This is a genomic window from Actinomyces sp. S6-Spd3 (genome assembly GCF_000758755.1).
Lineage (GTDB): Bacteria > Actinomycetota > Actinomycetes > Actinomycetales > Actinomycetaceae > Pauljensenia.
Map to the genome: position 1 here is coordinate 1 of NZ_JRMV01000153.1, position 548 is coordinate 548.

The 548-nt window shown below is 50.4% G+C and carries 1 pseudogene; it reads right to left on the minus strand.

The window, feature by feature from the left end:
• A pseudogene (locus tag HMPREF1627_RS10660) lies at positions 1–371 on the minus strand (rRNA methyltransferase); the annotation flags it as partial.
• Between the last annotated feature and the right edge of the window lie 177 nt (positions 372–548).

A 548-nucleotide genomic window follows, 5' to 3' on the forward strand; every position in this document is an offset into this window, starting at 1 on the left:
CGATGCGCATCTGCGATTACCTCTTGGACGGGCGCCAACTGGCGCCTGTGCATGGCCGCCATTGCACTGCGATGTAGGTGGAACCCAGTGATCTGCTCCAGTACATCCTCACTCGCTACAAAAACGGGAACATCTTTGCCTTCGGGTCCCAATCTCGTCAGGGTTTCCTGCATTGAGTCCAGCCATTTTTCTGGAATTAGGAAAGATCGAGGTTTGTAGCCGGCCTCTAGAGCGCGTTCGATTACGTTCTTAGATTCGGCCATAAAAAGCCCGAGTTCTGGTTCCAAACGGGACCGCAATTTAACGTCCGTAAGTGACGTGTAATCCAAAAGTCGCTGGTCGCTAAGGTCGTCTACTGCAATGATCACCATGCCATTATCGCATCTTCCGCTTATCCCCAAGACTCTCAGTGTCCGCGCATCCACACCTGCCATTTGATTGAACTGTTAGGTAAGTAGGTTGCGGTCAGCATTAAGACGTCCATACGAAAGGAGCAATAAATGCTGGTTGAAGAACAATCGGGCTGGACAACCAAAATTGGGATAAAG